Source organism: Massilia aurea, assembly GCF_040790145.1.
In the GTDB taxonomy this organism is placed as follows: Bacteria; Pseudomonadota; Gammaproteobacteria; order Burkholderiales; family Burkholderiaceae_D; genus Telluria; species Telluria aurea_C.
Genome location: NZ_JBFMMP010000004.1, coordinates 80,201 through 102,945, shown reverse-complemented (window position 1 = coordinate 102,945; position 22,745 = coordinate 80,201). Strand labels below are relative to the sequence as shown.

The following is a 22,745-nucleotide window of genomic DNA, read 5'->3' as shown; positions in this document are numbered from 1 at the left end:
ACCAGAATGCTTGATAACAGTTTGTTGACCGACCTCTTCGCGCCGAGTCGCTTCGGCGACATCGCCACCGCGAACCGCATCGTGATGGCGCCCATTACGCGCAGCCGCTATGGCGAAGACGGCGTGCCCGGCCAACTGCATGCGACGTATTATGCGCAGCGCGCGAGTGCCGGCCTGATCGTATCGGAAGCGGTCAATATTTCGGCGCAGGGCAGGGGTTATGCAGCCACGCCCGGCATCTGGAACGACGCCCAGGTTGACGGCTGGAAGCAGGTGACGGACGCTGTCCGCGCCGCCGGCGGCAAGATCGTGTGCCAACTCTGGCACGTGGGTCGCTACTCGTCCGTCGAGCTGCAGCCGGACGGCGCGGCGCCGGTTGCACCATCGGCCATCAGGGCCGAGGGCGACACCTACACGACGGCCGGCTTCGTGCCCGTCTCGACCCCGCGCGCGCTCGAGACCGAAGAAATCGCCGGCATCATCGCGCAATATGTGCACGCCGCGCAGAATGCCCTGCGCGCGGGCTTCGATGGCGTCGAAGTGCACTCCGCCAATTGCTACCTGCTGGATCAGTTCCTGCGCGATAGCACCAACCAGCGCACCGACCGTTACGGCGGCGCCATCGAGAACCGGGTGCGGCTGATGCTGGAAGTCACGGCAGCGGTCGTCGCCATCTGGGGCAGCGCCAGGGTCGGGATTCGCCTGTCGCCGGCGTCGCCCGATGTCGGCAACACGCCGCTTGACAGCAACGTGATGGCCACCTACGGCCACCTGATCCGCGAACTGAATGGCTTCGAACTGGCTTACCTGCATGTCGTCGAAGGCGCCACCGGCGGCTCGCGCGACGTGCCTGCCGATATCGACCTGGACGCGCTGCGCGCACTGTTCGCGGGCCCTTATATCGGCAACAACAATTACGACCTCGAGCTGGCCATTGCGCGGCGCGCGGCAGGAAAAATCGACGGTGTCGCGTTCGGCCGGCCGTTCATCGCCAATCCGGACCTGGTCGAGCGGCTGCGTCATGGCAAGCCACTGACCGTCGCGCCGCGTGCGTCGTATTACAACGGCGGCGCCACCGGTTACACCGACTGGCCGGTCGCCGGCGTCTGATCACGCAGCACCATCCCGCGCCTTGTGCGCTACTTGACCGGAGCATCCAATGAGCAAAAACATCAAAGCAGTACCGACCGCCGACTACAACGCCGTGATCGACGTGGCCCGGAAATATGTCGACGGCCTGCGTATCGGCAGTGCGGAAGGCGTCGCCGAAGCGTTTCACCAGGATGCCGTGATGTACGGCTTCACCAACGGCAAGCTGATGGGCGGGCCGATCGAGAATCTGTACAACTTCGTCAAGCAGAACGGCAAGGCGCCGCAGATCGCCACGCACCTGGACGTGCTGGCCATCACGCCGACGACGGCGGTCGTGCGGGTGGACATGGAGCAGGACGCCATCGGTGCCGACTACAACGACTATCTCACTCTGATCAAGATGGACGGCGACTGGCAAGTGATTGCGAAGGTATATCACCAGTTCGACGCTTGACCTCGGCAGGCGCGAGGGGGCGTCGCTTCTGTTGATCCACACCGGATCGTGTCATTGCGTCGTCATGTGTGGCGTTTACGCTGGCGACGTCTTGCAATGATGTCGGCAAGGCAATAAAAAGCAACATGCGTTGCTTATGCGAAACCCCTCACATCTTCGGAACAACGCCATGACCACACGACGCAGTTTTCTGCGCAATAGTGCCCGCGCAGGTATCGCCGCCGGCACGTTCGCCGCTTTCCCGCCAGCCATCCAGCGCGCCCTCGCCATCCCCGCCAACAATGCAACAGGCACCATTCGCGACGTCGAACACGTCGTGATCCTGATGCAGGAGAATCGCGCGTTCGACCATTATTTCGGCACGCTCAAGGGTGTGCGCGGCTTTGGCGACCGCTTCCCGATCCCGCTGCCGGAAGGCCGCAGCGTGTGGCAGCAGCGCATGGCCAATGGCAACGTGGTCATGCCGTTCCACCTCGATGGCAGCCGGGGCAACGCCCAGCGCGTCAACGGCACGCCGCACGATTGGCTCGACAGCCAGCTGGCCTGGGACAACGGCCGCATGGATCAATGGCCGCGCTACAAGAATCCCATTTCGATGGGCTACTTCAAGGAGAGCGAAATCCCGTTCTCGTTCGCGCTGGCCAATGCGTTCACGGTGTGCGACGCCTACCACTGCGCGATGCACACGGGAACCGACGCCAATCGCTCGTTCTTCCTGACCGGCACCAACGGCGCGGTCCCTACCGGCACGGCCTTCGTCACCAATGAGTGGGACGCCATCGACGGCGTGCCCGGCGGCGTGAACACGGGCTACATCTGGACCACGTACGCCGAGCGCCTCGAGGCGGCAGGCGTGAACTGGATCAGCTACCAGAACATGCCCGATGAATGGGGCGACAATATGCTGGGCGCGTTCCGCCAGTTCAAGCGTGCCAATATCGCGTCGGGCTTCCCGGTGTCGAGCGGCGGCGCGCCTGGCCAGCCCTACACCAACACGGGACAAAGCCTGCCGTACCACGCCTACGATGCGGCGACCGACAACGCGAAGAACCCGCTGTACAAAGGCATCGCCAACACGCTGCCGGGCACCCAGCCCGAGCAATACCTGGACGCCTTCAAGCGCGATATCCGCGAAGGCAAGCTGCCGCAGGTGTCGTGGATGAATGCCCCGTCAATCTACTGCGAACACCCCGGCCCATCGAGCCCGGTGCAGGGCGCCTGGTTCCTGCAAGAAGTGCTCGACGCCTTGACCGCCAATCCCGAGGTCTGGAGCAAAACCGTCCTGATCGTCAATTTCGACGAGAACGACGGCTATTTCGACCACGTGCCGTCGCCGTCCGCGCCGTCACCGGACGGCAAGGGCGGCTACGCCGGCAAGACCACGCTCACGCCGGGCGCCCTGGGCCCCGAGTACTACACGCACTCCCGGCCCGCCGGCAGCACGCGCCAGCCCGCTGCCGACGGCCGTGTCTACGGGCCCGGCCCGCGCGTGCCGATGTATGTGATCTCGCCGTGGAGCCGCGGCGGCTGGGTCAATTCGCAGGTGTTCGACCACACGTCGGTGCTGCGCTTCCTGGAAGCGCGCTTCGGTGTCATCGAGCCGAACATCAGCGCGTATCGACGCGCCGTCTGCGGCGACCTGACCAGCGCCTTCAACTTCGTCACGCCCAACGACGAAGCCTTGCCGGTGCTGGCGGGCCGCAAGAACAGGAGCCAGGCCGACGCACTGCGCGCTGCGCAGCAACGCCTGGCGCAGATTGCGCCGCCGGCGTCGCCGCAGATGCCGCTGCAGGCGCCGGGCACGCGGCCGTCGCGCGCGCTGCCGTATGAACTGGCGACCACCTGCCAGGTGCAGCCCGGCGCGACGATGGCCGCCGTGCAGGTGACCCTCAACTTCATCAACACCGGCCGCCAGGGCGCCGTGTTCCACGTGTACGACCGCAAGAACCTGGCGGCCGTACCGCGCCGCTACACGGTCGAAGCGGGCAAGTCGCTGGCCGACAGCTGGGCGCCCGCAGTGGGTGGCGCGTACGACTTGTGGGTGCTGGGGCCGAACGGCTATCACCGCCACTTCACGGGAAGTAGCTTGCGCGCGGTAGCGGCGGGCCAGGCACGCCCGGACGTTCATGTGCGCTGCGATGCGGGCGCCGGTGAACTGGTGCTGCGCCTGATGAATGCAGGCGCCGCGCCGTGCACGTTCAATCTGAACGCGAACGCCTATGCGCAACTGCGACAACTGCACACGCTGGCGCCGCGCACCGAACTGCTCGTGCGCATTCCGGTGGCGGGCAATGACTACTGGTACGACTTTAGTGCCACGGTCTCGGGCCAGCCCGACTATCTGCGCCGCTTTGCGGGCCGCGTCGAAACCGGCCGGCACACGGTCAGCGACCCCGCGCTGGGCCTGGTCTGACCTGCCACTTTCCATCACTCATCAACAGGAATCCCATGCATTCCATTTTCCGCAACGCCGCCGCAGCCATCGTCTTTGCGCTGTGCGCACCTTTCGCCTCGGCCACCGTGCTCGACTTCGACGACATCACCGGTCCTGACGGCTATGCGTCCGTGCCTGCCAACTACGGCGGCCTGGATTGGTCGGGCGCCGGCCTGAACGTCTTCACGAGCGAGCAGGATCCATTCACCGCCCATTCCGGCGCCGGCCGCGTGACGACCGACTGGATCGACGGCGGGCCGGTCGCCAGCACCATCCGCTTCCTGGCGCCCACCGTGTTCGACGGCGCCTGGTTCTCGGGCTATGAAGACAGCAGCGTACGCTTTGACCTGTATTTCAAGGGCTTGCTGGTCGCCAGTTCGGCGGCGCTGCAACTGTCGGGCGCACCAGCGTTCCTGGACGCCGGCTGGGATGGCGCCATCGATGCGGTGGTCGTGTCCAGCGGCGCGCAGGGTTCGTACGCGATGGACGACTTCAGTTTTGGGGATGTGACCGAAGTGCCGGAGCCGGGTTCGCTGGCGCTGCTGCTGGCGGGCCTGGGCGTGGTCGGTGCGCTGCGAGTACGTCGCGCACAGCCTTAAATCAACCCCAGCGTCAGCGCCCGCAACGTCGCTGCGGCCCGGGTCGAACACCCCAGCTTGCGGAAGATGCTCTCGACATGCGTGCGCACGGTGCTGGGACTGATGCGCATGGCGCGCGCGGCTTCCTTGTTGGTCTCGCCCAGGCTGATGCGCTGCAAGACATCGATCTCGCGTGCCGACAACAGCAGGCGCGCCGACGTCGTGGTGGCCGCGGCGCGGCCTTCGGTGGCGGCCAGCACGGCGTCCACCGCAGCGCGATCGAGGCGGCCGCCCGTCACCTGTGCTTCGAGCAGCGCCAGCGTTGACGCCTGCTCGTGCGCCGCGCGCCATGGCCGCGGCGCGCGCAGGGCGACGTAGGCGGCAGCTGCTGCCAGCAGGCGCGGCGGCATGCCGAGCGTGTCGGCGTCCAGGCTGCGAAAGTAGCCGCTGCCATCGAGCCGTTCATACACGTGCGAGGCCAAATGCGCATCCTTCTTGATGCCCTCGATGCGGCTGCCGGCGCGCGCGGTCCAGTAGGGCACGAGGCGGATCGCTTCCCAGTCGGCGCCGCCCAGTTTCCCCTTGCGTTCCCACACGGTGTTCGACACGGCGGCGCGCCCGATCCCGTGCAGCAGCGCCGCGCGCGCCAGGCTGCGCTGGTCGGCGTCTGGCAGCCCGGCCAGTTGCGCGGCTTGCTGGACCAGCAGCGCCACGCGGCGCGAATACCCGGCCAGCCAGGGCAGCTTCAGTTCGATCATGTCGGCCACCAGCGTCAGGGGCACCGACAGCGGCAGGAAGTCGCTCAGAGCAGCCGCTTCTACATCGGTGTCGAGTCCTTCGAGCCACGCCTGCGCATGCGGGAGCACCTGCGCCACCAGCGCCGCAGGATACTTGACGTCGCCCAGGCGGGTGATCATCGCCAGCGCCGCAGTCAAGCCGTGCACGCGCGCGAGGATCTCGACGTCGCCGGCCAGCGCCACGTGGTACACCACGGCCGGCACCGCGTCGCCCTGCAAGCCGTACGGCAGGCCGCCGCCATCGTATTGTTCGAACACGTGGCGCAGGCCGTGTTCGACCGGGGCCGGCAGTCCCATCATGGCGGCGATGTCGCCCGAGACTTCGCAGTGGATTTCGGCCAATGGGGTGATGTCGGCCAGGCGCGCGGCCTGCTGCGCGGTGAGGGTGCGGCCCAGCATGGCGTGGCGGCCGCCGACGTCGTCGCCCAGCAGCGTGGCAAAGCCGGCGGCATTGGCGGTGCAGCCCGACCAGCGCAGCTGCGACACCATGCGCGCGTGCGCGCTCGCGGCAGCGTTGCCGCCGGCGGCCAGTGCAATGCGCGCGGCCAGCCGGGAAGCGCGCTCGGATGCATCGATCGGCTGGCCCATGCTCAGGTCACCGACGATTGCAAGCAGCCCCATGGCCTGCGCCAGCGTCACCGTGTCGTGGCCGTGCAGGCTGGCGCTGGCGGGCGAGAGCGAGGGCGGGGATGCCTGGGTGACCGTGTCCATGGAGCCTTTATGTGTGCGGGGTAGGTGGTGCTGGCGCCGTGCATGGCGCCGATAGTATAGCCAGTTCGCCGCGCATCGGTCGATCGACCGATACCGCATCGGCAAGCCGCTTCCTATACTTGGTTCACCGTAGCAACCACCCACCAGGAGAACACCATGACCAAGCTTGCCGCCTCACTTCGCACCATCGCCATCGCCGCCGCCATCGTCACCGGCACAGCCCACGCCGCCTCGCCGGCTGCACCGGCTCCCGCTGCCACGTCCGTGGTCATCGTCCATGGCGCCTTCGCCGACGGTTCAGACTGGGCCAAGGTGATCCCGATGCTGCAGGCGAAGGGCGTGAAAGTCACGGCCATCCAGAACCCGCTCACGTCGCTGAAGGACGATGCCGCCGTCGCCCGGCGCGTGCTCGACGCGCAGAGCGGCAAGGTGGTGCTGGTCGGCCACTCGTGGGGCGGCACCGTGATCACCGAAGCCGGCGCCCACGACAAGGTCGCGGCCCTGGTATACGTGGCGGCGTTCGCGCCGGATGCCGGCCAGGCCAGCGGCGAATTGGGCAAGGGGTACACGCCGTCACCGGGGATCGGCAAGCTGGTGGCCGACAGCGAAGGCTTCCTGACCTTGCCGCCGGAGGCGATGCGCGACGACTTCGCGCAGGATCTGCCGGCCGCGCAAACCGCCGTGATGAGCGCGACGCAAGGGCCGATCAAGGGCAGCGCCTTCGGCGACAAGGCCAGCAACGCCGCGTGGAAAGTGAAACCGTCGTGGTATATCGTCAGCACCAAGGACCGCATGATCGACCCGCAACTGCAGCGCGCGATGGCGAAGAAAATCGGCGCCCACACGACCGAGCTGCCGTCGAGCCACGTGCCGCAGCAATCGCGGCCGGCCGATGTGGCGAAGGTGATCCTGGAAGCGGTGGCGGCCAGCAAAGGCTGACCGCTTGGCGAGTCAGGCCAGGCCGGCCAGTTTCGCGTTGCGCTCGCGTTCGAGCTTGGTGATGTAGCGCTGCACCGCCGCCAGGCCGCCGCGCGAGATGTCGACGAACTGGCAGCCCAGGCGCCGCGTGGTCTTGTGGTTCAGCAGCGTGAGGTCGAGCGAGTTGCGGATCTCGAGCGAGGTGGCAATGGGCCCGATCTCGGGCAGCTCGATGCGGCAGCTGCCGATCACGCGCCCGACGGTGGTATCGAGCAGCAGCTTGCTGTCGAGGAGCGCGATGCCGCCCACGCTGATGTCATGTAGCGCAAAGACGCTCATGCCGCCCGTGCCGCCGTCCATCGGCACCGGGATCAATGCGCGCACCGGGTTGGTGACCGGCGTGGGCATGCGGTAGTACTCGCGCCGCTGCAGGCGGATCAGGGTGGGAGGAATATCGGCGCGCAGTGCCGGCTCGCCGCGCCAGGTGGTCGGCGCCAGGTTGGCGGCGCCAAACAGGATGCGGATCTTGTCGAGCGTGGTCTCGCACTTCACGCGCGCCGCGCCTGTTATCCGCTCGTTCTGCGCGGGGTCGATCGAACGATCGAGGATGACGGTGTTGCTCGCTTCGTCGACTGCCAGGATCGAGGTCACGCACACGTCGGCCTCACCCTTGATCAGCATGCGAATCAGCTGCTTGTGTTCGCCGATCTGGCGCAGCAGCGAGACGATCTCGCGGCGCGATGCGACTTCGTAGTCGTGCCAGTCTTGCAGTTCTGCTTCATCCATTGCTAGGCTTCTGTCCTTGACGCTTGTTCCGGTGGGAGGTGGGGCGTCGGATCGGGCGCGGCGGGCATGGACCCGCCATTCTTTTTAGCCGACTCAATATGATATAGCCACGCTAACAGTTCTGCAATTGCCCGATACAGCGTTGGCGGAATTTCCCGGTCCAGATCCACCTGCATCAGCAGCGACACGAGTTCCTTCGATTCGTGCACGAACACGCCCGCGTCCTGGGCGCGCTGGATGATCTGTTCGGCGATCATGCCGGACCCCTTGGCCACGACGGTCGGCGCTTTCTCGCCTGCGCTGTAGGCCATCGCCACCGCGCTCTTGATGCGCTTGGTGGCCAGCTTATTCATCGTCACTGTCACCGCCATCCTTCGGCGTCGCTGCAGGCCGCGCGCGCGCATCGAACCCGGCCAGCGGCGTGCCGACCGAATCGAGCGCGTCGGCCAGGTGCGGCGCGTGCTGGCGCAGCAGGGCGGCGGTGGCGTCGTCGCCGGTCGAGAACCCGATCTGCATGGCGCCGCCCACCATCCGCAACTGCACATCGAGTTCACCCAGTTCGGGAAACCGCAGGCGCAGGCGGCTGTTCCAGATCGCTGCTTCGTCGTCGCCGCCGCCGCTGTGGGCCTCGCGCTGCACGTCCCACTCCATCGGCTGGCCGGGCCAGAGCTGGCCTTTCCATGCCAGTTGCGATTGTTCCTGCGCCGCCAGCTGCATGCTGATGAATTGCGCGGTGGCCGGATCCTGCGGGTTCGGGCGCGCGCCGGCCTGCGCGGCCTGCTGCTGCGGCTCGTTCGCCAGTTCGGTCAGCGCGCGCGTACCCTGCGCCCACTCGGCCACGTGCGATTCGTAGAACAGGCCGCTCTTGCCGAACGCCTGTTTCAGGCCGGCGGCCAGCTCGGCTGCATCGGCGCCCGGCGTGGCCACCAGCGGCGCGTTGCCGGTGACGGCCGTGAGCACCGTCTCAGCTTTCTGGGCCGCCGCCAGTACGCCGGCCAGTGCCTGGGCGGTGGGACTCAAGGTGGTGTTTTTCGCTTCGGTGCCGCCGACGAAGGCCTGCGCGCCAAGCGCCGCGCTCGACGCCAGCAAGGCGCCAGCGCGGCCGACGGCGGCGCCTTCGCGGTAGGTCAGCGGCGCGCCCGGGGCATCCGTTTCGGCTTGCGGCGCGGGACCGGCTTCGGCGAAACCGGTGGCGGTGGTTTGGGTGCCGACCTGGAAGGTGGGACGGGGATGCAGGCCGATCAGCGTGAGCGGCACGTCGGCGCCAACCAGGGCGCCCGGCGGCAACTGCATGCGCGCCTGGGTGTCGGCGAACTTGACGACGAAAGTGCCGTCGGTGAGCTTGGCCTGGATTTCGCCGTGGATGGCTTTGCCCAAGAGCGGCGCGACGGCGCGCGCAAACGCCTGCTGGCGCGGGTCGACTGCCTGTTCGGCAGCCTGGCCCGGGGTGACGCGCGTGACGGCAGAGACGAGGTCGCGGGGCAGCATCAGTCAACCCGCCCCTAGCGCATCAGATGCCGTAGGCGCGCACGACGCGGCGTTCGGTCGATTTGCTGTTGATCAGGGACGACAGGTGCGCCATCCATGGGCTGGTCAGGTCGCGGATGCGGCGGTCGGCGTCGAGCATGCGGCGGATCGCATCGACCTTGCGCACGCGTTCCTGGCCGGCCAGGGGCTGGATGCCTTCATTGGCTTTCAGGCGGCGCGCATGGGCGGCGCATTCCTGTTCGAGTTCGGCCAGGCGATCCCATTCGTTGGCGGTGGCCGCGTCGAGCATGCGCTCGGTGATGCCGACCATCGTTTCGTAGACCGATACCACTTCTTGTCCGTTCATCGTCATCATCGTCATCATCTATGCCATCAGGCGGTCATCAGGGCAGGGGATTGCTCGGCCGCGTTGCTCTTTTCGCCGATCTCGACCCAGGCTTCACGCAGGTTCGACATCAGGCCATGGATTTCTTCGATGATCGAGATGTCATTCTTGATATTGGCCTGCAGCAGGCGGCGGCTCATGTAATCGTACAGCGCATCGAGATTCTGTGCGATTTCGCCGCCGGCTTTCTTGTCGAGCGAGGCGCGCAGGCCATTGTCGATGATCGTGATGGCCTTTGAAAGCGAGGCGCCCTTGGCGGCCACGTTCGCCGACTTGATGTGGTTGATGGCGCTGAGCAGGGCAACGATCACGCCGTCGTACAGCATGACTACCAGCTTTTGTGGCGAAGCGGCAGCGACGCCGGTCTCCAGGCCAACTGTTGCATAGGCGCCGACACCGCGTTTTGGGTTTCCAAACATATGTGATTCTCCGGTAGTGCTGAAAATTATGAGTTGGCCGACAGGGCCGCCAGCTGCTGGGTTAGGTAGTCCGAGGTCGACTGCATCGAGACCATCATGGCGTCGAGCGCGACGAACTGTGCGCGGTAGCGTTTTTCAATGCTTTCCAGGCGGGTCTCGAATCGTGCAGCCTGGTCGGCGATCGATTTGATCGATGTGCTCAGGCCGTCGGTCTTGCTCTTGAGCAGACTGTCCTTGCCCACGAAGCTCGTCGCCAGGTTGTTGAGCTGGAATGCGAAGCCCTGCGAGAAGGTGACCGTGCCGCGTTCGCCGAGCGTGCCGCCCGTGATCGAGACCTGGATGCCTGCGGCGTTCGAGCCGGCCGCCGCGGTCAGCGACTGGCCGTTGCCGGTGGCCGCCACACCGCCGATGGTGCCGACCACGTCGGCGCCCTTGCTCGGCGTCGAACTGCCGAAGATCGACGCCACCGCGCTGCCGCTCACGCCGGCAATCGCGATGTTCGAGGTCGAGCCGTACTTGCTCGACGAGAGTGTCAACAGGCCATCGTCGCCAATCTTCGATTCGACCGTGTCGCCGGCCCCGGCAAACGTCGCATTGCCGTTGATCGCCGAGCGCAGCAGTGCGGCCAGGTCATCCTTGTTGTAGGTGCCGGCAGGCAGCTTGATTTCCTGGGTCTTGCTTTCGGTGACCGGATCGGTCTGGTTCAGCGTGACGCGCCACACGGTATTCGGGGCGATCGTGGTGCTGGTGGCCAGCGCGGCGCTGCTGGCCAGCGCGCCCTGGGTCGCCAGGCTGGTGACATTGACGCCATAGGTGCCGGCCTTGGTCGCCGCGGTCGACTTGTCGAATTTCACCAACCCGTCGGTGGTCGAACCCATGGCGGCGAACAGGCCGCCGAAGTCGGCCGCATTCTCGGTGATCGCCTTGTTCAGCTTGGTCGAGTCCAGCTTCAGGCTGCCGTCCTGCTGGAACGCGATGCCGATCTGGCTCAGCGAGGTCAGCTTGCCGCCCGTGCCTTCCATCACTTCGCTGATCTGGCGCCGGATCTGGCTCTGGATCGAGCGCACGCTGGCGTCGCCCTGCAGGATGCCGCCGGTCTTGGTTTCGGCGTTGTACTTGGTCAGGCCGCTCATCGTCGTGTTGAGCGCGTTGTAGGCCTTGACGAAGTCGTTGACCGCCGTGCTGATGGCCGCGGTGTCTTTCGAGACCGTCATCGTGCTGCTGCCGACACCATTGATCTCGAGCGTTACGCCCTGGATCGCATCGCTGACGGTGGTGCTGTCGCTCTTGATCTCGATGCCGTTCATGTTCAGCAGCGTGCTTTGGGCGCCGGCGGTCTGGGTCATGCCCTGGGTGCCGGCCGGATCATAGCCGAGCAGGGCGGCCAGGGCTGGATCGGCAGCTTCGCCGTCCTCGCCAGTCACGCCGATCTTCATCGTGGTCGCTTCGCCGGTCTTGTTCGACGTGATCACGAGGTGATACGGCTTGCTGCTGCCATCGGACACGATGGTCGCGGTCACACCCATGTCGCCCTTGTTGATGGCGTCACGGATGCCTTGCAGCGTCTGGTCGCCCGGCGCCAGGGTAATGGTCTTGCTGTTGAGCGCGCCGTTGAGCGAGAAGCCCGAGCCCTGGTGCGAGCCGATGCTGCCTGCGGTAAAGCCGGCGGCAGCCGGGTTGTTACCCGCGACCAGGATCTGGTTGCCATCGTTCGAGCGCAGCGTGACACCGGCGGTGGCCGTCGTGGTCGCGCCGGCATTCACGGCATTGTCGGCGTGCTTGATGCCGCCGCGTACGGTGCCGGTGACGGTCTCGGTCACGTCGATGGTATTGCCGTCGGCGGCCGTGAATTTCAGCGTGCCGTCGGCGGCGCTCCCGCTGACGGTGATGTTGGCGGCAGCCAGCGCATTGCGCGTGCCGGCGCTGGCCAGCGAGGTGTCCAGCGCGGCGCCGGTCAGGGGCGCGCTGCCCGTGTTCAGGTTGGCCAGTTGCACGCCGCCGACCGACAGCGCATAGCTCGAGCCGCTATCGACGCTGACCTGGCCGAAACCGGCGAACAGGTCGGCGGCGGTCTCCGTACTGCCAGCGGTGGCGACAACCCCGGTCTTGTCGCTTTGCGCATTGATGGCCTCGGCCAGGGCGCGCGCGCTGCGGGTGGTCGGGCCGGTGCTGATCGCCACGCCGTTCAGGTTCAGCGAGCCATTGGCGATGCCGCCGGCGGCCGGGGCCAGGCCCAGCGCGGTGCCGGTCGCGCCGAAGGTGCCGCCGGTGACGGTGCCGAACTGAAACGTGAGATTGGTCGGCGCGCCCGAGCCGATGGTGCTGGTGGTGCTGGCCATCCCGCTGGTCTTGAGGCTCTGCGACTGGGCCAGCTGGGTGACGTTGACCTTGTACTTGCCCGGCACGGCGCCGCTCGTGGCGGAACCGGAGAACACATCCTTGTTGGACGGGGTCGCGCTCAGGCCCTGGAACGTGTTCGAGTTGTTCAGCGACGTCAGGGCCGCCTGGAACGCGCCGACTGCGGCGCTGACCTGGTTCAGGCCGGCGTTCTTCTGCTGCAGCGCGGCCGTCTTCTTGGCGTAGTTGTCGAGCGGCCTGGATTCGGCCTGCATCAGCTTTGCTACGAGTCCATCGATGTCGAGTACGGCCACGTGTTTCTCCGGTGAAAGCAATAATGTAAGTCATTATCGGCAGAAACAAACCGTACTTAAGAGCGGTAAAGGCCGCTCTATTTTTATTTTAGTGCGGGCAGCATATAAAAAAGCGCCGGACCCTCGCGGGTACGGCGCTTCTGCTCCTGCATTGGTATGCAGCGTGCTGCGTCAGGCGGTCTGGTCGAGCAGGCGGCCCATCATCTTGTCGATCGATTTGGCCATTTCAAGGGCCTCTTTCGTCGGCATCTGACGTACCACTTCGCGCGTGTCGCGGTCGATGATCTTGACCACGACTTCCTTGCTGTCCTCGTCGATCTCGAACTCCAGACTCTGCGCCGATTGTGGCAGCGCTTCGTTGAGTTTCTTGACGGCCGAAGTCACTTCGTCGCGGCCGGGTTCGGCGGCGGTCTTTTCAGGCGCCGCCCGTTGCGCCGGCGCTGCTTGCACGCTCACCGTGGCAGGCCGTTCGTCCAGCTTGGCGATGGGCGATGAACCGGTTGGTTGAATCTGCATGGCGTTCCCCTAGTGAAAATTCCCCGGCCAAATTTCTTCAGCCGGGGAACCACTACCTTGTGAGCCTGTTACCTTGCGTTAGCGATTAGCCACGCAGGAGCGACAGGACACCGTTCGGCAGCGAGTTGGCCTGGGCCAGCATCGAGGTACCAGCCTGCTGCAGGATCTGACCGCGGGTCATGTTCGCGGTTTCAGCTGCGAAGTCGGTATCGACGATGCGGCTACGCGATGCCGACAGGTTCTCGGTCGACGACGACAGGTTCGAGATCGCCGATTCGAAGCGCGATTGCAGTGCGCCGTACTGGGCGCGCTGGCTGTTGACCGATGCCAGTGCTGCGTCGGCGGTCTTGATTGCCAGCTGGGCGCCTTCGAAGGTGCTGATGTCGAGGTCGGCGACCGATTTCAGGGCCGACGAACCATCGGTGTCGCCATCGGTCAGGCCGAAACCGCTCTGGTCATCGACCGAGAAGCTGTTTTCCGAGTCCAGGATGATACGGCCAGCGACAGTTGCGCCAGTGGTTTCAGTATCTTCCGGGCCGGTGATGGCCTCGCCGTCGGCGTCGTAGGCGCCGAGCGTGGCGGTGGCCGTCGCATCGGTCGACACGTTTTTGACATTGATGTCGGCGCCGTCGGCGTGGGTCAGCTTCAGGCCGCCAGCGTCGTCGTACGATGCGGTGATGCCGGTCTTGGCCGATTGGGCATTGAAGGCGCTGATTGCAGCGGCATGGCCGTTTGCATCGTCGGTGCCGATCGAGAACGACACTTTGACGGCTTCGGCGTTGTCGCCCTTGACTTCGAAGGTGAACGATTTACCAGCAGTGGCAACCAGGTTCGCTTCCGATTTCGCGGTGGCGGTGACGCCGGTGTCGCCGCTGGCCTTGTTGATGGCAGCTGCGGTGACCTTGGCCGTTGCATCTGCACCAACGGTGATGTCTTTCGAACCCGACGAACCATTGATCGTCATGGTGCCGGTTGCGACGCCGTTCGAAGCGCCCGATGCTGCTTGCAGTGCGCTGGCGTCCAGACGGTTGTTACCGTAGGTCGAGGTGGTGAAGTTCGAGCCGGTCATCGAGATCAGCTGGCCGGCGTTGGCGCCAACCTGGAAGTTCGCGGTGCCCATCGAACCGTCCATCAGCTTCTGGCCGTTGAATTCGGTGGTGTTGGCGATACGGTTCAGTTCCGAGGTCAGCTGGGTAACTTCAGTCTGCAGTGCCTTGCGGTCGCTGGCCGAGTTCGACGAGTTCGACGATTGAACAGCCAGTTCGCGGACACGTTGCAGAATGTCGCCCGAGCTCGACAGAGCGCCTTCAGCGGTTTGGGCCATCGACACGCCATCGTTGGCGTTACGGGTAGCTTGCGTCATACCCTTGATTTGCGAATTCATGCGGTCCGAAATCGCCAGACCAGCGGCGTCATCCTTGGCGCTGTTGATGCGCATACCCGACGACAGTCGCTGGATCGAGGTGTTCAGGGACGCTTGCGACGACGACAGGTTACGCTGCGAGTTCAGGGATGCGACGTTGGTGTTGATAACTGATGCCATGGTAATTCTCCAGACTAGGTCTTACTAGGGGTGCAGCGACCTTGCTGCTGTTCACTTTGGTCCGTCTCGCTACACCGTGACGTTCAAACCGCTGTTGTTGCTGGTAACGGTGCCCCATGGAAAAAGTTTAGGGCCGGATCTCAAAATAAATACGCTTTCTTTCGCCCTGTCTGAAAAAACGTGCTCCTTGGCGGCAGCGAAAAAGCGAACTTGAGGGCAAAAATAAATTAATTCGGCGCCCTCAAGCCACCATGCCGCGAAGAATGTCTTGTCAGTCCGCCACCACCACCCGATTTTTCCCGCTGTTCTTGGCTTGATACATCGCCTTGTCGGCGCGCGCCATCAACGACGCCTGCTCTTCGTTCTGCACCCTTAGTGCCACCCCGCACGAGAACGTGATGAGCATCTTCTCGTTATCGTGCAAGAAGAAGTGCTTGGTCAGCTCGCGCTGCACCCGCACCATGGCCGCCGCCGCCGCATCGACCGTGGTCTCCGGCAGCAGGATCAAGAATTCCTCCCCGCCAAAGCGCGCGATCACATCCATCGAGCGCAGCGTGTCGCGCACCACTTTCACCAGGTGCTTGAGCGCGGCGTCGCCCGCCATATGCCCATAGGTATCGTTCAGGCGCTTGAAGTTATCGAGATCGAGCAGCGCCACGCACAGCGGCGTGTTGCGGCGGTCGGCCCGCGCACTCTCGCGCTCGAACACGTCGTCCAGGCCGCGGCGATTCAGGCTGCCGGTCAGCTGGTCTTCGCGTACCAGCTCGCTCATATGCTGCAGCTCGGCTTCCAGTTCGCGGATGCGCTGCTCGGCTTCCTGCACTTCGCGGTGCGCGCCCACCATGCGGTCGCGCGAGGCCAGCGCCTCATCCTGCGCATGGCGCGTCTCGCGCAGCACCTCATTCAGCACGGCATTGAGTTCGTTGATGTCAGTGGCGCTGCCGATGCGCTCTGAAAAGTCGCCCAGCTTGGCGTGGTAGTCGCCGGTCGCGGCGGCCACCGAACCCAGGCGGTCGACAAACGTCATCATCATGTTCTTCATCGTCGCGCGCACGTCGGCGATGCCATGTTTCAGGTGACTTTGCTTGATGATCACGTCTTTCAGGCTGCGCGTGGCGTCTTCCAGCGCGCGCGTGTCCAGCGGGCCGGCGATCAGTTCCTGCACCGCCACCACCTGGCCGCGCATATAGCTGTCGTCCTCGAGCAAGCCCTCGATATTGTCGAGCAGCAGGCGGAACAGCCGCAGCAGCAGCTCTTGCTGGCCGGCGCTGTCGTCCTTGCGCAATTCGATCTGGAAGCACAACTGCTTCAGGCGCGCCTCGATGTCGTGCAATTCGCTCTCGCCGACCGCCGTTTTCACCAGCGCGCCGAGTGCTTCGGCTTCCTGTACCAGTGTCGGATTGTCGCCCAGCAGCGACGCGCAGGCGAACGACAGCGTGCGCGCCAGCATGTCGCGCAACAGGCGCGTGTCGGGCTCTTCGTCGCCCATCGCCATCACCGGGGTGTTGCGGCGCAGATGCCGCTCTGACAATTGCCCCAACGCCTGGGTGTAATTGTTCCAGTCACCCGTCTTGACGGCGCGCGTCATGCGGCGGCCATACTCGGCCAGCTCGCCCGGCGTCTCGAGCATGCGGCGCGCAAACCCGTTCAGTACGTCGACGGCACCGGCGTCCGGCGCAGGCGTCGGTGGCGGCGGTGGCGTTCCGGCGATCTCGTCGTAGATGGCGCGGTAGGCGTCCGGTGTCGGCGCGATACGGCGCGTGGCCAGGCGCCGAAATGCCTCGCGAGCAATATCAGCCGGGTTCGCTGCAGAAGTGGCAGTAGCGCCAGGGCCGGGTGCAGCGGGAGCAGGTGTGGACGGGATGGACATGGATTGCAGCGCAGTGCCGGGTTTGCGGGATTGACGACATGATAGGCAGTTTATTTGCCTCGTATCAATATATATTCAGCGGCCAGGCGTGCGCCGGGACCGTTAGTCCACCAAGCCGTTGCGAATCGCATACGTGGTCAGCTCGGCACTGGTCCTGAGTTTCATTTTTACCAACAGGCGCGCGCGGTACTCGCTGATCGTCTTGACCGACAACGACAGTTCGCCCGCGATCTGCGTGACGGTCATGCCCGACGCGATCATCGTCAGCGTCTGGTATTCGCGGTCCGACAAGCCCTCGTGGGCGGCGCTTTCGTGGTCTTCGCCGATGGCGCTGGCCAGCGTCTGGGCCAGCGCGGCGCTCACGTATTTTTGCCCGCTTGCCACCAGGCGGATCGCCGTGATCAGCTCGCGCGGCGCGCTTTGCTTCGTGATGTAGCCGGCCGCGCCTGCCTTTAACGCGCGGATCGCATACTGGTCTTCGCGGTGCATCGACAACATCAGCACCGCCAGCTCGGGTTTGTCTTTCTTGATCTGCTTGAGCACGTCGATGCCGTTGCGGTCGGGCAGCGAGATATCGAGCAACATCACCTGGCAGCGCGTTTTACTGGCCAGGCGCACGGCATCGTGACCGTTCTCGGCCTCGCCAGAGACAACCATGTCGGGCTCGTCGGCGAGGATCTGCTTGAGTCCTTCGCGCACAATGGCGTGGTCATCGGCGATGCATACCCGGATCGTTACTTTTTCACTCATCCTGTTTCTGGTTCTGTGCCAGGGTCGCGGGCGGCGCCAGCCTGGTCTTGACGGTTACCATCGTGCCACCTCCCGGCGCCGGCGACAAGGCCAGCGTGCCGCCCAGCGCGCCCGCCCGTTCGTGCATGCCGCGCAGGCCGAACGCATGCGGTTTACCGCGCCCCCCCGGGTCGATGCCGCGCCCGTTGTCGCAGATGGTCAATGTGAGGTCGCTGCCATCGCGCTCCAGCGTCACCGTGGCCTGGCTGGCGCCGGCGTGTTTGGCGATATTGGTCAGCGCTTCCTGAGCGATGCGAAAGAGGGCGGCGGCATGGTCTGGCGCCAGATCCAGCCCGTCCGGGCCGTGCGTGACCACGTGGATCCCGGTCTGCCGTTCGAACTCGCGTGCCTGCCAATCGAGCGCGGCCACCAGGCCCAGGTCGAGTGTCGATGCGCGCAGGCCGTGCGAGATATTGTGCACTGAATCGATGGTGCGCTCGACCAGGTCGTCGACATACTGCACCTGCCCGGCCAGGCCGGGCTGATCGGAGGGCAGGCGCGCGGCGAGGCGCGCTAGCGCCATCTTGATCGCGACGAGATTGCCGCCCAGGTCATCGTGGAGTTCGCGCGCGATGCGGGTGCGCTCCTCGTTCCTGGCGGCGTCTTCGTGATCGTGCTGACGTGGGGCGGGTTGGCGCATGCTCGAATGATACGACAAGCACGGTCAAGTCTCGCTACAATGAACCCATGAACAAGGCATTTGTAAAAGAGTCCGACAACGACGACGATGATGAAGCCCTGGCGCTGGCGCAGGCGATTCCTGACGGCGCCAAGAACTACATCACCCCGGCTGGCTATCAGCGCATCAAGGATGAGCTGCTGCAGCTGATCGACGTCGACCGGCCCGAGGTCGTGCGCATCGTGCACTGGGCCGCGTCCAATGGCGACCGTTCCGAAAACGGCGACTATATCTACGGCAAGCGCCGCCTGCGCGAGATCGACCGCCGCATCCGCTTTCTCACCAAGCGCATGGATTCGGCGTTCGTCGTCGATCCGAGCATCCAGCATGGCAACGACCAGGTGTTTTTCGGCGCCACCGTCCGCTACGTCAACGGGGCCGGCGAAGAGCACACCATCACCATCGTCGGCATCGACGAACTCGATCCGCTGCACGGCAAGATCAGCTGGGTCTCGCCGGTGGCGCGCGCGCTGACCAAGTGCCGCGAAGGCGACGTGGCCCAGTTGCAGACGCCGCTCGGCATGGACGAGCTTGAAATATTGTCGGTCGATTATCCCGAACCCGTCGCCGACTGAGGCCGGCCCGTGCTGCTACTATAGCGGCATGAATCGACCTGATAACGCGGCGCACATTCTCGATCCCCTGGCGGCCTTGCGCGCCGCCACCAACGAACGGCACGAACGGCTCGATAGTGGCCTGCCGCTGGCCGGCCCCGCGCCGGATCTGACCGACTATGCGTCGCACCTGACGATGGTGCGCGACTGGCTGGCGCCATTGCTGCCATGGCTCGATACATTCCAGGATGGGCCGCAGCGGGTGTTGCCGCCGGTGGAACGCCTGGCGCTGATCGAGGCTGACCTGAACGAGCCGGGCATGCCGCCGCTCCGCGCGCCGGCTGCTGCCGATGCGTGGCCGCGCGACGCCAGTGCGGCCTATCGCTGGGGCATGTGCTATGTGATCGAAGGCTCGCAGCTGGGCGGCAAGGTGTTGTACGGGAAGCTGGCCGGGTCGCTGGCGCCGCATCCGCTGCGCTATCTGAAGGGTAGCGACGCCGGGCCCGGGCCGCGCTGGCGCGCGTTCATGCTGGCTTTGAAAGAGCATGTGACGTCGCCGGATGAGATTGCCGATGCGTGCGCGGGGGCGTGCGCGGCGTTTGACAGTATTTTAAAGCTGAGCCTGGACAAGAAGGGCTGATCGCAGCCCTCAGCTTTCGCACGTCGTTCCAGCGGAGGCTGGAACCCAAGTCGTTCGCTACGAGTTGGCACGGAAAGTAGCGGCAGATCACGCAAGCTTGGGTTCCCGCTTCGCGGGAACGACGGCAATGATGCCGCCGGCCCTTACGTCCGTTCCCGCTCCACCCGATTCACACCAGCCACCCGGCGCAGATTACGAATCAACTGTGCCAGATGTACCCGATCCGCGATCTGGATCGTGAAGCGCAGCTGCGTCATCATGTTTTCGTCGTCTTCATCCATGCCCACATACGTGATGTTGGCGTCGGACTCGCCGATCTCGGCGGCCACGCGGGCCAGGATGCCTTTTTCGTTGTTGATCAACAGGCGGATCCGGCAGTCGAAGCGGCGGTTGAGCTCGTCGCCCCATTGCACGGCGATCCAGCGATCGGGTTCCTTCGCCAACAGGCGCTTGGCCGCCAGGCAATCGCAGGTGTGCACCACCAGCGCCTGGTCGCGGCGCAACTGGCCCGTGATCTGGTCGCCCGGGATCGGTAGGCAGCATGGCGCCAGCTGGACCGCCACGCCTTCGCTGCCATAGATCGTCACCGGCGCAATATCGCTGGCCGGCAGCGGCTTGCTCGACGGCAGCAGATCGGGGTCGCCTTCCATCAGGCCGAAGATATGGCGCGCCACCAGCGTGGGCATGCGCTTGCCGATGCCGACGTCGGCATACACTTCTTCCATCGAATTGGCCGACGATTCGGCCAGCAGCCGCTCGACGACACTGGCCGGCAGATCCGGCTTGATATTGCGCACCGCCAATGCTTGCGTCAGCAGCTCCAGGCCCAGCTCGGCCGATTCGGTTACGTCGACCAGGCGCAGGTGATGCCGGATCGCCGAGCGGGCCTTGCCGGTGCGGACAAACGTGAGCCAGGTGGGGCTCGGGCGTGAATCGGGCTGGGTGATGATCTCGACAATGTCACCATTGTGCAGCTCGGTGCGCAGCGGTTGCTCTTCGTTGTTGATCTTCACGCCAACCGTGTGGTCGCCAATGCCGGTGTGGATCGAGTAGGCGAAGTCGAGCGCCGTCGCGCCGCGGGGCAGGGCGATGATCTTCGACTTGGGCGTGAACACATAGACCGAATCGGGGAACAGGTCGACCTTGACGTGTTCGAGGAACTCGGCCGAGTCGCCGGTTTGCTGCTGGATGTCGAGCAGCGACTGCAGCCACGCATGGGTGCGCTGCTGCAGGTCGGACATATTCGATTCGCCCGTCTTGTACAGCCAGTGCGCCGCCACGCCGCTCTCGGCGGTGCGGTGCATGTCCTGCGTGCGGATCTGGAATTCGACCGGGGTGCCGTAGGGGCCGATCAGCGTGGTGTGCAGCGACTGGTAGCCGTTGATCTTGCCGATGGCGATATAGTCCTTGAACTTGCCCGGCATCGGCTTGTAGAGCGCGTGCAGGGTGCCCAGCGCCACATAACAGTTGGGCACGCTGTCGACCACCACCCGAAAGCCATACACGTCGAGCACCTGCGAGAACGACAGGTGCTTGTTGCGCATTTTTTTATAGATGCCGTACAGCGTCTTTTCGCGGCCGTGCACTTCGGCTTTCAGGCCGCCGGCCTCGAGCTGGTTCTTGACCGCTTCGAGGATCTTCTTGACCACTTCGCGCCGGTTGCCGCGCGCCGCCTTGATCGCCTTGGACAGCGTCTGGTAGCGCACCGGATACAGGTGCGAGAACGACAGGTCTTGCAGCTCGCGATAGATATTGTTCAGGCCGAGGCGATGCGCGATGGGCACGTAGACTTCCATCGTTTCGCCGGCGATGCGGCGCTTCTTGGCCGGAATCATGAAGCCGAGCGTGCGCATATTGTGCAGGCGGTCGGCCAGCTTGATGAGAATGACGCGCACGTCGGACGCCATCGCCAGCAGCATCTTGCGGAAGTTTTCCGCCTGCGCTTCGAGCTGGCTCTGGAATTCGATTTTTTCGAGCTTGGACAAGCCGTCGACGAGGTTGGCGACCTGCGCACCGAAGCGCTCGATCAGCTCATCCTTCTTGACGTCCTGGTCTTCGATCACGTCGTGCAGCAGCGCGGCCATGATGGCCTGGGCATCGAGTTTCCACTCGGCGCAGATTTCTGCGACGGCGATCGGATGGGAGATATAGGGCTCGCCCGACTTGCGTACCTGGCCCAGGTGCATCTCGTCAGAGAAGCGGTAGGCTTCCTTGACCTTTTTGAGTTCGGCGGGCGTGAGGTATTCGGACAGCTTGTTGATCAGCTGCGTCACCGAGGCCACGCCGGGCACGATGGGGCCGGCGGGCTCGATGAAATCAGGCGGGCGATTGTCGGCCCGCCGCTCGCGTGGAGCAGTACTGCGTGGAGTGGTCGAATCTGGAGGTAACAGGTTCATTACGTTAATCGTCTGGCTGCGGTGAGATCAGAATAACAGAAGACGGGATAACGCAAATTCAGGTAACCCCGAACTTTATTACATCGGGACTTTTTTCAGCATCTCGATGCCGACTTTACCGGCGGCGATCTCGCGCAGCGCGACGACAGTTGGCTTGTCCTTGGCTTCGACCTTCGGGGTGTGGCCCTGCAGCAGCTGGCGCGCACGATACGTCGCAGCCAGGGTCAGCTGGAAACGGTTCGGGATGTTTTTGAGGCAGTCTTCGATGGTAATGCGGGCCATGTGTGCTCCTGGGTAGCTAAATGTTAGGTAACGATGAGTGCGGACAATGAATACAAACAACAAGTGCGGCGCGCCCTGCAACGGCGCGCTCGTCAAGATTGTGGTTGATTCGCGTGGATTCCCAGCTGGGCAAACAGCATAGCGTTGCGGGCAGCTTGTTGGGCAAATCGGCAACGTGTCGCTTTGACAATCGCCTGCAGTTCGGCCAGGGCGACGTTAAACTCTTCGTTGATGATAGCATATTCGAAGTCGGGCGCGTGAGCGATCTCGCCGCCCGCCGCCAGCAGGCGCCGGGTGATGATGTGGGGCTCGTCAGTGCCGCGCTTGTGCAGGCGCTCTTCCAGCGCTTCGATCGATGGCGGCAGAATGAAGATGCCGGCCGCGTCCGGGAACAGCTTGCGCACCTGGCGCGCGCCTTGCCAGTCGATTTCCAGCAGAATATCGGTGCCGTTCTTCATCTCTTGCTCGACGGTGAGGCGGCTCGTGCCGTAGTAGTTGCCGTGCACTTCGGCCCATTCCAGAAACTCGCCGCGTTCGGCGCGCGTGACGAAATCCTCGGCGCTCGTGAAGTGGTATTCGCGGCCATCCTGCTCGCCCGGACGCGGTGCGCGGGTGGTGGTGGAGATAGACAGCTTGATGCCCGGTTCGTTCGCCAGCAGGGCGTTGACCAGGGTCGATTTGCCGGCGCCGGATGGGGCGGCGACGACGAACAGGCTGCCGGAGAAGGCGTGTGGGAGCATGGCGGGGTCCTTTGTCGGTACGT

General features: G+C 64.8%; 22 protein-coding genes. 7 read left to right on the top strand and 15 right to left on the bottom strand.

Annotated features, from left to right (window positions below; genetic code table 11):
- The first annotated feature begins 6 nt into the window (after positions 1-6).
- From AB2N08_RS08650 to AB2N08_RS08635, 4 genes are all read left to right on the top strand, one after another.
- On the top strand, positions 7-1,110 hold the full coding sequence (locus tag AB2N08_RS08650; RefSeq protein WP_367610231.1) for an alkene reductase: 1,104 nt from the start codon (positions 7-9) through the stop codon (positions 1,108-1,110).
- Between the two features lie 49 nt (positions 1,111-1,159).
- A complete protein-coding gene (locus AB2N08_RS08645; RefSeq protein WP_367610230.1) occupies positions 1,160-1,546 on the top strand; it encodes a nuclear transport factor 2 family protein in 387 nt (128 codons plus the stop codon).
- Positions 1,547-1,715: 169 nt separating this feature from the next.
- Complete coding sequence (locus AB2N08_RS08640) at positions 1,716-3,959, top strand: phosphocholine-specific phospholipase C (protein ID WP_367610229.1); 2,244 nt, start codon at positions 1,716-1,718, stop codon at positions 3,957-3,959.
- Positions 3,960-3,994: 35 nt separating this feature from the next.
- Positions 3,995-4,579: a PEP-CTERM sorting domain-containing protein gene (locus AB2N08_RS08635; RefSeq protein ID WP_367610228.1), complete on the top strand. Its 585-nt coding sequence runs from the start codon at positions 3,995-3,997 to the stop codon at positions 4,577-4,579.
- Here the strand turns inward: AB2N08_RS08635 and AB2N08_RS08630 are convergent.
- Positions 4,576-6,066, bottom strand: coding sequence for an HD domain-containing phosphohydrolase (locus AB2N08_RS08630; RefSeq protein WP_367610227.1), 1,491 nt, complete (start codon positions 6,064-6,066; stop codon positions 4,576-4,578). The two genes, AB2N08_RS08635 and AB2N08_RS08630, sit on opposite strands and share 4 nt — an antisense overlap.
- A gap of 156 nt (positions 6,067-6,222) precedes the next feature.
- Here AB2N08_RS08630 and AB2N08_RS08625 point away from each other — a divergent pair, with 156 nt between their 5' ends.
- A complete protein-coding gene (locus AB2N08_RS08625) occupies positions 6,223-7,005 on the top strand; it encodes an alpha/beta fold hydrolase (RefSeq protein WP_367610226.1) in 783 nt (260 codons plus the stop codon).
- Between the two features lie 12 nt (positions 7,006-7,017).
- Here the strand turns inward: AB2N08_RS08625 and AB2N08_RS08620 are convergent, their stop codons facing one another.
- The 11 genes from AB2N08_RS08620 to AB2N08_RS08570 all read right to left on the bottom strand — a co-directional run bounded on the left by AB2N08_RS08620 (position 7,018) and on the right by AB2N08_RS08570 (position 18,071).
- A complete protein-coding gene (locus tag AB2N08_RS08620; protein ID WP_367610225.1) occupies positions 7,018-7,770 on the bottom strand; it encodes a flagellar brake protein in 753 nt (250 codons plus the stop codon).
- A gap of 2 nt (positions 7,771-7,772) precedes the next feature.
- Positions 7,773-8,123: an EscU/YscU/HrcU family type III secretion system export apparatus switch protein gene (locus AB2N08_RS08615; RefSeq protein WP_367610224.1), complete on the bottom strand. Its 351-nt coding sequence runs from the start codon at positions 8,121-8,123 to the stop codon at positions 7,773-7,775.
- Positions 8,116-9,258, bottom strand: a complete 1,143-nt coding sequence (gene fliK, locus AB2N08_RS08610) for a flagellar hook-length control protein FliK (RefSeq protein ID WP_367610223.1) — start codon at positions 9,256-9,258, stop codon at positions 8,116-8,118. Before fliK ends, AB2N08_RS08615 begins: the two co-directional genes overlap by 8 nt.
- Before the next feature lie 22 nt (positions 9,259-9,280).
- The gene (locus tag AB2N08_RS08605) at positions 9,281-9,604 is read right to left on the bottom strand and encodes a flagellar protein FliT (protein ID WP_370662406.1); all 324 of its coding nucleotides are present in this window, start codon (positions 9,602-9,604) and stop codon (positions 9,281-9,283) included.
- Between the two features lie 26 nt (positions 9,605-9,630).
- Positions 9,631-10,062 carry a flagellar export chaperone FliS gene (gene fliS, locus AB2N08_RS08600; RefSeq protein ID WP_367610222.1) on the bottom strand — a complete coding sequence of 144 codons (432 nt, stop codon included), beginning with the start codon at positions 10,060-10,062 and terminating at the stop codon, positions 9,631-9,633.
- A gap of 26 nt (positions 10,063-10,088) precedes the next feature.
- Positions 10,089-12,713 (bottom strand): flagellar filament capping protein FliD, encoded by a 2,625-nt coding sequence (fliD, locus tag AB2N08_RS08595; protein WP_367610221.1) that lies wholly within the window; start codon positions 12,711-12,713, stop codon positions 10,089-10,091.
- 171 nt (positions 12,714-12,884) lie between these two features.
- Positions 12,885-13,229 (bottom strand): flagellar protein FlaG, encoded by a 345-nt coding sequence (locus AB2N08_RS08590; RefSeq protein ID WP_367610220.1) that lies wholly within the window; start codon positions 13,227-13,229, stop codon positions 12,885-12,887.
- Positions 13,230-13,314: 85 nt separating this feature from the next.
- Positions 13,315-14,772 carry a flagellin N-terminal helical domain-containing protein gene (locus tag AB2N08_RS08585; protein ID WP_367610219.1) on the bottom strand — a complete coding sequence of 486 codons (1,458 nt, stop codon included), beginning with the start codon at positions 14,770-14,772 and terminating at the stop codon, positions 13,315-13,317.
- Between the two features lie 271 nt (positions 14,773-15,043).
- Positions 15,044-16,642, bottom strand: a complete 1,599-nt coding sequence (locus tag AB2N08_RS08580; RefSeq protein ID WP_367610218.1) for a GGDEF domain-containing protein — start codon at positions 16,640-16,642, stop codon at positions 15,044-15,046.
- A gap of 102 nt (positions 16,643-16,744) precedes the next feature.
- Positions 16,745-17,392: a response regulator gene (locus AB2N08_RS08575; protein WP_367610217.1), complete on the bottom strand. Its 648-nt coding sequence runs from the start codon at positions 17,390-17,392 to the stop codon at positions 16,745-16,747.
- Positions 17,385-18,071: a sensor histidine kinase gene (locus tag AB2N08_RS08570; RefSeq protein WP_367610216.1), complete on the bottom strand. Its 687-nt coding sequence runs from the start codon at positions 18,069-18,071 to the stop codon at positions 17,385-17,387. The genes AB2N08_RS08575 and AB2N08_RS08570 overlap by 8 nt, the downstream gene beginning before the upstream one ends.
- Before the next feature lie 47 nt (positions 18,072-18,118).
- Between AB2N08_RS08570 and greB the strand changes: the two genes are divergently transcribed.
- Both greB and AB2N08_RS08560 read left to right on the top strand, forming a co-directional pair.
- Positions 18,119-18,685 carry a transcription elongation factor GreB gene (gene greB / locus AB2N08_RS08565; RefSeq protein ID WP_367610215.1) on the top strand — a complete coding sequence of 189 codons (567 nt, stop codon included), beginning with the start codon at positions 18,119-18,121 and terminating at the stop codon, positions 18,683-18,685.
- Positions 18,686-18,713: 28 nt separating this feature from the next.
- Positions 18,714-19,304 (top strand): biliverdin-producing heme oxygenase, encoded by a 591-nt coding sequence (locus tag AB2N08_RS08560; protein ID WP_367610214.1) that lies wholly within the window; start codon positions 18,714-18,716, stop codon positions 19,302-19,304.
- 143 nt (positions 19,305-19,447) lie between these two features.
- On the opposite strand, the gene AB2N08_RS08555 is transcribed toward AB2N08_RS08560, so the two are convergent.
- The 3 genes from AB2N08_RS08555 to gmk form a co-directional block, all read right to left on the bottom strand.
- The gene (locus tag AB2N08_RS08555) at positions 19,448-21,700 is read right to left on the bottom strand and encodes a RelA/SpoT family protein (protein WP_367610213.1); all 2,253 of its coding nucleotides are present in this window, start codon (positions 21,698-21,700) and stop codon (positions 19,448-19,450) included.
- A 78-nt stretch (positions 21,701-21,778) separates the two neighbouring features.
- A complete protein-coding gene (gene rpoZ / locus AB2N08_RS08550; RefSeq protein ID WP_019922806.1) occupies positions 21,779-21,982 on the bottom strand; it encodes a DNA-directed RNA polymerase subunit omega in 204 nt (67 codons plus the stop codon).
- Between the two features lie 92 nt (positions 21,983-22,074).
- A complete protein-coding gene (gene gmk / locus AB2N08_RS08545) occupies positions 22,075-22,722 on the bottom strand; it encodes a guanylate kinase (protein ID WP_367610414.1) in 648 nt (215 codons plus the stop codon).
- Between the last annotated feature and the right edge of the window lie 23 nt (positions 22,723-22,745).

Excerpts from the sequence above, each read along its gene's own strand:
- AB2N08_RS08650 (WP_367610231.1), top strand. The coding sequence starts at position 7 with ATGCTTGATAACAGTTTGTTGACCGACCTCTTCGCGCCGAGTCGCTTC.
- AB2N08_RS08645 (WP_367610230.1), top strand. The coding sequence starts at position 1,160 with ATGAGCAAAAACATCAAAGCAGTACCGACCGCCGACTACAACGCCGTG.
- AB2N08_RS08640 (WP_367610229.1), top strand. The coding sequence starts at position 1,716 with ATGACCACACGACGCAGTTTTCTGCGCAATAGTGCCCGCGCAGGTATC.
- AB2N08_RS08635 (WP_367610228.1), top strand. The coding sequence starts at position 3,995 with ATGCATTCCATTTTCCGCAACGCCGCCGCAGCCATCGTCTTTGCGCTG.
- AB2N08_RS08630 (WP_367610227.1), bottom strand. The coding sequence starts at position 6,066 with ATGGACACGGTCACCCAGGCATCCCCGCCCTCGCTCTCGCCCGCCAGC.
- AB2N08_RS08625 (WP_367610226.1), top strand. The coding sequence starts at position 6,223 with ATGACCAAGCTTGCCGCCTCACTTCGCACCATCGCCATCGCCGCCGCC.
- AB2N08_RS08620 (WP_367610225.1), bottom strand. The coding sequence starts at position 7,770 with ATGGATGAAGCAGAACTGCAAGACTGGCACGACTACGAAGTCGCATCG.
- AB2N08_RS08615 (WP_367610224.1), bottom strand. The coding sequence starts at position 8,123 with ATGAATAAGCTGGCCACCAAGCGCATCAAGAGCGCGGTGGCGATGGCC.
- fliK (WP_367610223.1), bottom strand. The coding sequence starts at position 9,258 with ATGCTGCCCCGCGACCTCGTCTCTGCCGTCACGCGCGTCACCCCGGGC.
- AB2N08_RS08605 (WP_370662406.1), bottom strand. The coding sequence starts at position 9,604 with ATGAACGGACAAGAAGTGGTATCGGTCTACGAAACGATGGTCGGCATC.
- fliS (WP_367610222.1), bottom strand. The coding sequence starts at position 10,062 with ATGTTTGGAAACCCAAAACGCGGTGTCGGCGCCTATGCAACAGTTGGC.
- AB2N08_RS08590 (WP_367610220.1), bottom strand. The coding sequence starts at position 13,229 with ATGCAGATTCAACCAACCGGTTCATCGCCCATCGCCAAGCTGGACGAA.
- AB2N08_RS08585 (WP_367610219.1), bottom strand. The coding sequence starts at position 14,772 with ATGGCATCAGTTATCAACACCAACGTCGCATCCCTGAACTCGCAGCGT.
- AB2N08_RS08580 (WP_367610218.1), bottom strand. The coding sequence starts at position 16,642 with ATGTCCATCCCGTCCACACCTGCTCCCGCTGCACCCGGCCCTGGCGCT.
- AB2N08_RS08575 (WP_367610217.1), bottom strand. The coding sequence starts at position 17,392 with ATGAGTGAAAAAGTAACGATCCGGGTATGCATCGCCGATGACCACGCC.
- AB2N08_RS08570 (WP_367610216.1), bottom strand. The coding sequence starts at position 18,071 with ATGCGCCAACCCGCCCCACGTCAGCACGATCACGAAGACGCCGCCAGG.
- greB (WP_367610215.1), top strand. The coding sequence starts at position 18,119 with ATGAACAAGGCATTTGTAAAAGAGTCCGACAACGACGACGATGATGAA.
- AB2N08_RS08560 (WP_367610214.1), top strand. The coding sequence starts at position 18,714 with ATGAATCGACCTGATAACGCGGCGCACATTCTCGATCCCCTGGCGGCC.
- AB2N08_RS08555 (WP_367610213.1), bottom strand. The coding sequence starts at position 21,700 with ATGAACCTGTTACCTCCAGATTCGACCACTCCACGCAGTACTGCTCCA.
- rpoZ (WP_019922806.1), bottom strand. The coding sequence starts at position 21,982 with ATGGCCCGCATTACCATCGAAGACTGCCTCAAAAACATCCCGAACCGT.
- gmk (WP_367610414.1), bottom strand. The coding sequence starts at position 22,722 with ATGCTCCCACACGCCTTCTCCGGCAGCCTGTTCGTCGTCGCCGCCCCA.